7 protein-coding genes are annotated in these 7,118 nt (G+C 67.2%); 1 reads left to right on the forward strand and 6 read right to left on the reverse strand.

Annotated elements, in window-relative coordinates:
• Entirely contained in the window at positions 1 to 771 is a 771-nt protein-coding gene (locus ASD37_RS25635; protein ID WP_056558192.1) for a trans-aconitate 2-methyltransferase, read from the forward strand.
• A gap of 64 nt (positions 772 to 835) precedes the next feature.
• On the opposite strand, the gene cysC is transcribed toward ASD37_RS25635, so the two are convergent.
• From cysC to ASD37_RS25665, 6 genes are all read right to left on the reverse strand, one after another.
• A complete protein-coding gene (gene cysC, locus ASD37_RS25640; RefSeq protein WP_370073092.1) occupies positions 836 to 2,713 on the reverse strand; it encodes an adenylyl-sulfate kinase in 1,878 nt (625 codons plus the stop codon).
• An 8-nt stretch (positions 2,714 to 2,721) separates the two neighbouring features.
• Positions 2,722 to 3,645 (reverse strand): sulfate adenylyltransferase subunit CysD, encoded by a 924-nt coding sequence (gene cysD, locus ASD37_RS25645; protein WP_056558195.1) that lies wholly within the window; start codon positions 3,643 to 3,645, stop codon positions 2,722 to 2,724.
• Complete coding sequence (locus ASD37_RS25650; RefSeq protein WP_056558197.1) at positions 3,642 to 4,442, reverse strand: Stf0 family sulfotransferase; 801 nt, start codon at positions 4,440 to 4,442, stop codon at positions 3,642 to 3,644. The genes cysD and ASD37_RS25650 overlap by 4 nt, the downstream gene beginning before the upstream one ends.
• Before the next feature lie 77 nt (positions 4,443 to 4,519).
• The gene (locus ASD37_RS25655; protein ID WP_056558199.1) at positions 4,520 to 5,902 is read right to left on the reverse strand and encodes a sulfatase; all 1,383 of its coding nucleotides are present in this window, start codon (positions 5,900 to 5,902) and stop codon (positions 4,520 to 4,522) included.
• Between the two features lie 505 nt (positions 5,903 to 6,407).
• Complete coding sequence (locus ASD37_RS25660; protein WP_056558201.1) at positions 6,408 to 6,590, reverse strand: hypothetical protein; 183 nt, start codon at positions 6,588 to 6,590, stop codon at positions 6,408 to 6,410.
• Between the two features lie 55 nt (positions 6,591 to 6,645).
• The coding region (locus ASD37_RS25665) for an HNH endonuclease signature motif containing protein (RefSeq protein WP_156721094.1) at positions 6,646 to 7,118 on the reverse strand (473 nt) is incomplete at its 5' end.

Genomic DNA, 7,118 nt, shown 5'->3' on the forward strand with positions numbered 1-7,118 from the left:
ATGTGGAATCCCGACGTGTACCTGGCCTTCGCGGACCACCGCGGACGTCCCTTCTACGAGCTGCTGTCACGGGTGCGTGCCGAATCCCCGCGCCGCGTCGTCGACCTCGGGTGCGGCCCGGGAAACCTGACGGTCACGCTGGCTGAGCGTTGGCCAGGCGCGATCGTCGAGGCGGTCGACAGCTCGCAGGAGATGGTCGACGCGGCGCGCGAGCGCGGATTGGAGGCCACTCTCGGCGACCTCGAGGCGTGGTCGCCGAAGCCCGACACCGACGTCGTGGTGAGCAACGCCGCCCTGCAGTGGGTGCCGTCGCATCGGGAACTGTTGCGCCGCTGGGCCGCCGAGCTGCCCGCCGGAGCGTGGATCGCCGTGCAGGTGCCAGGCAACTTCGACGCTCCGTCGCACGCCGCCGTCCGTGAGCTGGCCAGCAGCCCACGGTGGTTGGAATCCTTGGGCGACATCCCCTTTCGCGTCGGCAAGGTCGTCGACTCTGCCGTCGAGTACGCCGGGATGCTCACCGACGCCGGCTGCACGGTCGACACGTGGGAGACCACCTACGTGCACGAACTCACCGGTGAGCACCCGGTGCTCGACTGGATCACGGGCACGGCCCTCACCCCGGTGAAGAGCGCTCTCGGCGAAGAGGATTGGCAACGCTTCCGCAGCGAGCTGATCCCCATGCTCGACGAGAACTACCCGGCCCGGCCCGACGGCCGTACCTTCTTCCCGTTCCGTCGGATCTTCGTGGTGGCCCAGGTGTCGTCGCGGTAAGCCGCGAGTGGCCACCTATCACACGTTTCGGGCCGAAATGCGTGCGATAACTGGCCGCTCGGCGTTATGCGCCGTCGCGCTTGATCCGCAGCACCTCGAGCACCTTGGCGACCATGTCGTCGATGTCGGCACCCGCGGTGTCGAGCACCAGGTCGGCGTCCTCAGGCGGTTCATAGGGCGCGTCGACGCCGGTGAGGCCCTTGAGTTCGCCGGCCCGCGCCTTGGCGTAGAGGCCCTTGGGATCGCGCTTCTCGCACTCCTCGACCGAGGTGCAGAGGTAGACCTCGACGAACGGTAACTTCGCCGCGTCGCTGAGGGCCCTGGCGATCTCGCGGTCGGACTTCAACGGCGACACCAGCGAGGCCAACGCCACCACCCCGGCGTCGGCGAACAACCGGGTCAAATGGCCGACGCGTCTGATGTTCTCGGCGCGGTCACCGGCCGAGAAGCCGAGGTCGTCGGACAACCCGTGCCGGATGTTGTCACCGTCGAGAAGGTAGGCGACGTCACCGGCCTCGACAAGTGCGCGTTCGACCGCGACGGCCAGCGTCGACTTGCCGGAGGCGGGCAGACCGGTGAACCAGATGGTGGCACCGCGCTGTCCCGTCGCGGTCCAGCGATGCGCCCGGTCGAGAGCCGAAGGGTGCCAACGGATGTCGTTACGGGTTTGGGAGCCGGGCTTTACCTCGCGTGGCTCGATGATGGTGCCCGCGCCGATGGTGTCGTTGGACGTCTCGTCGATCAGGATGAAGGCGCCGCTGTCCCGATTGTCGGAATAGGAGTCGGCGACCACGACCGAGCTGGTGCGCAACGTCACTTCGCCGATGTCGTTGATGGACAACTCGACCGGGTTGTCGAGCTCGTCGAGCGTCTCGGGATCCAACCGGGTGTGGATGGCCTGCACCGTCGCGCGGACCGTCTTGCTGGTCTGCTTGAGCGCAACCCGGTCGCCGGCGCGCAACGGGGTCTCGGTGAACCAGCACACCGTCGCGTCCAGTTCGCGGGCCAGCACCGGCAGGGTGGCGTCGTCGGCGCCGCTGACGAACACGTCGCCGCGGCCCACGTCGATGTCGTCGGCCAGCTCGACCGAAACCGACAGGGGCGCAACGGCCGTCGTGCGGTCGTCGTCCAAGGTGTCGACGGCGGTGACGGTCGAACGGGTACCCGCGGGCAGTGACACGATCTCGTCGCCGACGCTGATCGTGCCTGCCGCCAACCGGCCGGTGTAGCGCCGTCGCTCGTCGGCGGTAGGTCGTGACACCCACTGAATCGGGAGCCGCAGCTTGGCGGCCTCCGGTTGCGGCGCAGACAGTTCGACGCCCTCGAGGTACTCCAGAAGCGTCGGCCCCGGGTACCAGGGGGTGTTCTCCGACCGGTGCACGACGTTGTCCCCGTGCTTGGCGGCGATGGGGATGACGGACAGTTCGGCGCCACCGAGGCGGGCGGCCATCTGCTGCAGTTCGCGCGCCACCTCGTCGAACCGGTTCTGGTCGAAGTCGACCAGGTCGATCTTGTTGACCGTCGCGACGAAGTGCTTGATGCCCAACAGCTTTGCGATCCTGGCGTGGCGTCGGGTCTGACGCAGCACCCCGGCGCGGGCGTCGACGAGCAGGATCGCGACGTGGGCGTTGGACGCGCCGGTGAACATGTTGCGCGTGTAGCGCTCGTGGCCGGGGGTGTCGGCGAGGATGTAGCTGCGCGACTCGGTGGAGAAGAAGCGGTAGGCCACGTCGATCGTGATGCCCTGCTCGCGCTCGGCCCGCAGGCCGTCGGACAGCGCGGCCAGGTCGGCGATGCCCTCTTCGTCGGTGACGGCCTCGAGGTGGTCGAGCGGCAAGCTGTCGGTGTCGTGCATGAGCCGGCCGATCAGCGTGCTCTTGCCGTCGTCGACTGACCCCGCCGTGGCGATGCGGAGCAGTTGTCGGGTGGTCTGTCCCGTCATCGAAGTCATCAGAAATACCCCTCGCGCTTGCGGTCTTCCATGGCCGCCACCGACGTGCGGTCATCAGCCCGGGTCTCACCGCGTTCGGACACGGTGGCCGCGGAGATCTCGGTGATGACACCTGCGATGTCGGTGGCGTGGGAGCGGACGGCTCCGGTGATCGTGAGGTCGCCGACGGTGCGGTAGCGGACCCACTCGACCGCGGAGGTCTCGTCGTCCTGGGGCTGCACGTACTTCGACACCGCGAGCAGGATGCCGTCCCTGGCGACCACTTCGCGTTCGTGTGCGAAGTAGATCGACGGCAGCTCGAGGTTTTCCAGTTCGATGTAACGCCAGATGTCGAGTTCGGTCCAGTTGCTCAGCGGGAACACCCTGACCTGCTCGCCCTTCTTGATCCGGCCGTTGTACAGCGACCACGGCTCTGGCCGTTGCGCCCGCGGATCCCACTGGCCGAACTCGTCGCGGAAGCTCAGGATGCGTTCCTTGGCCCTGGCGCGTTCCTCGTCGCGGCGCGCTCCGCCGAAGGCGGCGTCGAAACCGCCGGCCTCCAGAGCGTCGAGCAGCGTGCGCGTCTGAAGGCGGTTGCGGGACCCGGCCGGTCCGCCGACCTCCTGCACGCGACCGCTGTCGATCGACTCCTGCACCGAGCCGACGATCAGCTTGTGACCGTGTTCGTTGAGACGGCGGTCGCGGAACTCGATGACCTCGTCGAAGTTGTGCCCGGTGTCGACGTGCAGCACCGGAAACGGCAGCGGTGACGGCCGGAAGGCCTTCTCCGCCAAGCGAAGCAGGACGATCGAGTCCTTGCCTGCCGAGAAGAGCAGCACCGGCCGCTGCAACTCGGCAACCACCTCGCGGATGATGTGCACCGACTCGGCTTCGAGCAGTCGCAACTCCTCGACGCGGGTGTCGTCCTGCGTGTGAACGGTCATGTGGGCAGGCCCTCCTTCTCCGCATCCCTGCGATAGCGCTCGACCCAGTCGTCGGACCGCTGGTCGGCCTGGCGTTCGAGCACGGGCGCGGGGGCCAACCTCGGATCCAACCCCAACGCCTCGAGTACGGTACCGACGACTTCGGTGAGGTTTCGCCACAGGTGGGGATATGAAACGTCGATGACGTCGACGTCCTCTTCGGCGAACCACGCCCGCCACGCGTCCTCCTGGTCGCGCAGCATCTTCACGACGTGCGCGATGGCGCCCGCGTGGTACTCGGCGCGAGCGTCGCGCACGGGGTCGGGCCGACCCCGCCACACTCGGGTCTGCACGGCCCGCCAGAACGACACCGCCTGCGACACGACGTCCGGCCGGTAGACGTGGATGAGTACCGGGTCGGAGCCGACGACGTCGCGGATCGCCGACAGCAGGCCGGTGCCTGATCGATCCGCCAGGCCGTCGGCGCGTTGCATCAGCAGAGGCGTCTGGTTCCACATCAGCTTGCCGCCCCACACGCCGTTGGGAGTGCGCCCGACGGTGCGGATGTAGTCACGCCAGATCTCCGGAGGCGCGAGATCCGGCTTGCCCTCGTCGAGCGGGTCGAGCAGACGCATGATCGACTCGTCGCCGGCGTCGGCGAACCATTCCCGCGGCTGCGGTGACTGGCTGGTCGTCGGCAAGTACTGGAAGAACTCTTGCGGCTCACCCGCGACGCCCGTCGCGCGCAGCGACTCGACCAGGAGGGTGCTGCCGCTGCGCTGCGAGGCGAGCACCAGATACGCGGTCGGGGACGGCATGCGCGTGAGCCTAACCGGAGGAAAATGGGGTTGCATATTCGCCCGAGGCGACGTCATTCAACTCGCCACGAGCAGAACTATTGCGGTGTTCGGACTTGATCTTCGATGCCGCGCCCGTCCGCCAGCGCAGATCGGCTCGGCAACGGTATTCCCTTGACCCGCATATAGGTTTCGGTATATCTGGCGGAGATGCGGGTGCCGGCGAACTCGGACGGAATGACGTCGTTGGTCTTTTCGCGCCAGTCGTTGAGCAGCATCGACATTTCGTTGGCGACTGCCTCGGATTCGCTGGTCACCACCTCGGTCAACAGGTTGTTGCGTTCGGTTGGATCGGTGCGCAGGTCGTAGAGCTCACGACTGGGGCGTGGTGCCGAACTCAACGGCGCCACCGCCTTGCCCGGCGCGCTCTCTTCGATGTCCATCGGCAGATCGAGCAGCGGCCGTGTCGCGTAGTTCTCGATGTAGCTGAAGTGGGTCGTTCTGATCGCGCGGATCGGATCGAAGGAATCGTGATAGGTCTTCGTCGTGTAGACCGCCGACCTCACTGGCCCAGGGCGCACTGGTGCTGAGTTCTCGTTTCCGTCGAGCAGATTCGCGGCGTGCGACAGCCCGTCCACGTCCTCGGGCGTCGGAAGGCCGAGCAGCCCGAGCAGGGTCGGCAGCAGGTCGACGCCACTGAAGAGGTCGTCGTAGATCCGGCCGGACGTGCCGTATCGGGTGGGCGGCCGGATGATCGTCGCGATGCCGGTGCCCGCGTCGTAGAGCGTCGACTTGGCGCGGGGCAGGGCAGGCCCGTGATCGGTGAGGAACACCACCCACGTCGTGGCGTCCAGGCCCGTCTCGGCCAGGGTGTCGAGCAGTTGGCCCACCGCGGCGTCGGCGACGGTGATCGAGCCGTAGAAGTCGGCGAGGTCCTCCCGCACGTCGGGAAGGTCGGGCAGGTAGTCGGGCAATTCCACGACGTCGGCGTCTGCGGGTTCGTACCGTTCCCGCGGGTAGGGCCGGTGCGTTTCGAAGAAGCCCGCGGTCAACAGGAATGGCGTCGTGGGCGCCTGCTCGAGCCACGTGGTCGCCTTCTCGACGACGTATTCGCAGTAGGAATTCGACACGTCGTACTCGTCGAACCCGAGCCGGGCCGGAAACGACGTCTCGTGTTGCATGCCGAATAGTGCCGTGTACCAACCGGATTCGCCCAGGATCTGGGGGAGTGTGCGGACCCCGGCGCGGTACTCCCAGCCGTGGTGCGCCAGTCCGACAAGCCCGTTGCTCTGCGGGTAGCGGCCGGTGAACAGCGAGCCCCGCGACGGTGAGCATAGGGGTGCGGTGGCGTGCGAGCGGGTGAAGAGGATCCCTTCGGCGGCCAGTTGGTCCAGCCGAGGGCTGGACACGTCGTCGTGGCCGTAGGCGCCGAGATATCTTCCGAGGTCGTGCCAATGCACGAAGAGCACGTTGTCCGTCATCGTTGCCTACCGAACAGGTTTCGCGGCGAATCGGCAACTGTTGAGCTGGTGACGGAATGAATGCGCGCCGACGAATCCTGCTGAAAAGGCCGGTCGACTACCGATCTCGTGCTGTGATGGGCAGATGGCAGCAAACTTGTGCCGGGTGGTGCGGTCCTCCGTCGTCGCGTTGCTCATGGGGTTCGCGGCGATGGGTGCGACTGCTCCGGCAAACGCCGAGCCCACCGATCCGAATGACCCTGCTTGCGCGACACAGCCGTGGGCCTTCGCATGCCAGGGCGGTGTGTACGACACTCCGCCGCCGATGCCGCCCTCCCCGCCGCCGATGCCCCCGCCGATGGGTAGCGGTCTACCGGGAAGCTCGATGCCGGACGGCGCACCCTACGAAGGAGGATCGCCCGCGGGCGGCATGCCTGGAATGCCCGGGGGAATTCCAGGCATGCCGGGGTCGATCTGACGCTCGCTCAACGCCTTTGGGTGCGACTGGGGAGCCGCGGCGCGGCCTTCATTCGCGCTGCCGCGCCAGCTTCAAGGTCGCGTCGACGCCCGCAGCCAAGGCGCACAGTGCAGCGATGACGGCGATCAACGTGGCCCACCACGGGCGCTCGCCTGCCAGGGATGCGCCTGCCGAGAATCCAAGGAGCATTGCCGCGATCAGCCAGCAGATCACCCGCGTCGTGCTCGTCATCCCTGCTGTCCTCCTTGATCGTCGGTCGCCTGCCATCTCAGTGAAACACGCTCGCCTACGGCCCCGGCTCGACGAGTAGTCGTTCGGGGTGGTGGAGGTAGTTCAGTCGGGCTTGCCCGACGTCGAGTTGTGGTGGGGGTATCCATTGGACACCGTCGGGGCCGACGGTGACCGTCCAGCCTTCTTCGGCCAACCGGTTGTCGCCTCCGCAGGCGAAGACCACTTCGTCGATGTTGGTCTGCCCGTTGTTCTTGGCCCACCCGTTGGTGTGATGCACCTGCGCCCCGAACCCGGGGACGGTGCACCCGGGCTTGGTGCAGCCACGGTCGCGGGCGTGGAGCATGATCCGCTGCCCCACTGAGGCGAGTCGTTTGGTGCGGCCGAGGTAGAGCGCTTGGTTGGTGTGCTTGTCGAACACCGCCAAGTAGTGGTGAGCGTGGGACGCCATCCGGATCACGTCCGCCATCGGGAGCAGCGATCCACCGCCGGTGACACCGCTGCCGCGGGCGGCTTCCAGGTCTTGGAGGG

The organism is Mycobacterium sp. Root135 (genome assembly GCF_001426545.1).
GTDB lineage: Bacteria > Actinomycetota > Actinomycetes > Mycobacteriales > Mycobacteriaceae > Mycobacterium.